General features: G+C 45.7%; 1 protein-coding gene and 1 pseudogene. Both read right to left on the reverse strand.

Translation table 11 applies throughout. From position 1 onward, the window contains the following. Window positions 1-338, reverse strand: a pseudogene (locus tag R7Z47_RS24390) (hypothetical protein); the annotation flags it as partial. Beyond that, a partial coding sequence (locus R7Z47_RS24395; RefSeq protein WP_318130706.1) for a LysM peptidoglycan-binding domain-containing protein occupies window positions 335-827 on the reverse strand: 493 nt, incomplete at its 5' end. The gene R7Z47_RS24395 and the pseudogene R7Z47_RS24390, both read right to left, overlap by 4 nt.

The following is an 827-nucleotide window of genomic DNA, read 5'->3' on the forward strand; positions in this document are numbered from 1 at the left end:
CTTGCTTTAGTCGCAAGGAAGAACCAAAACGCAAGCAACAAAAGCGTCGCAAAGCGATTGAACACGTCATTAATGATCGCACTTGCCATCAACGTGTTTGGTTCCAATAGCTCAATCTGCTGTGGGTCGATTTGTTGGAACTGTACAGTGAGTTGGTCACTTAACCACGTAAAATCAACGTTCGAAAAGTACGCGCCCCAAAATAGGAATGGGCTTAGCATCAAAAAGATGAAAGGTTGCCATCCCCAACCACCACGCTGATAAAGCGCAAGAAAACAAGAGGTTGGAGAACGGAATATATCCAACAACATTACGAGTGGGTTACTTGACGGGTTCATACACTTACCTTAGTTACATCTACGTACAGCTTAAGTTTTTGACCCGGTTTTAGGTACTTCTGCTTATGCAGCGAGTTCCATTTTACGATGTCGTTGCTCTTCACCTTGAATTTGCTTGCGATGCCACTGATGGTGTCGCCAGAGCGAACGTTGTAGAACACGGTACGAATCACGGCGCCTTGGTCTGATTTTTTCCAAATCACCAGCTTTTGACCGACGCGCAGGGTATCTTTTGGTCCCATGCCGTTCCATTTTGCTAGCGATTTGTGTGAAACCTTGTTGACACGAGCGATAGACCACAAACTTTCACCCGATTGCACAACGTGTGACAGTTTTAGCTGGCCACGAGCTTGCGATTGCGTTTTGTTCAAACGGTTTTGCGCTGTAAGTGCGTACTTTGAATCGTCTTTGGTTGACGTCGGAATAAGTAAGTACTGACCAATGCGAATGTTGTTGTTCGACAGGCCGTTAGCACGACGAATCACTTTT

The organism is Vibrio sp. 1641, from assembly GCF_033339995.1.
GTDB lineage: Bacteria > Pseudomonadota > Gammaproteobacteria > Enterobacterales > Vibrionaceae > Vibrio > Vibrio alginolyticus.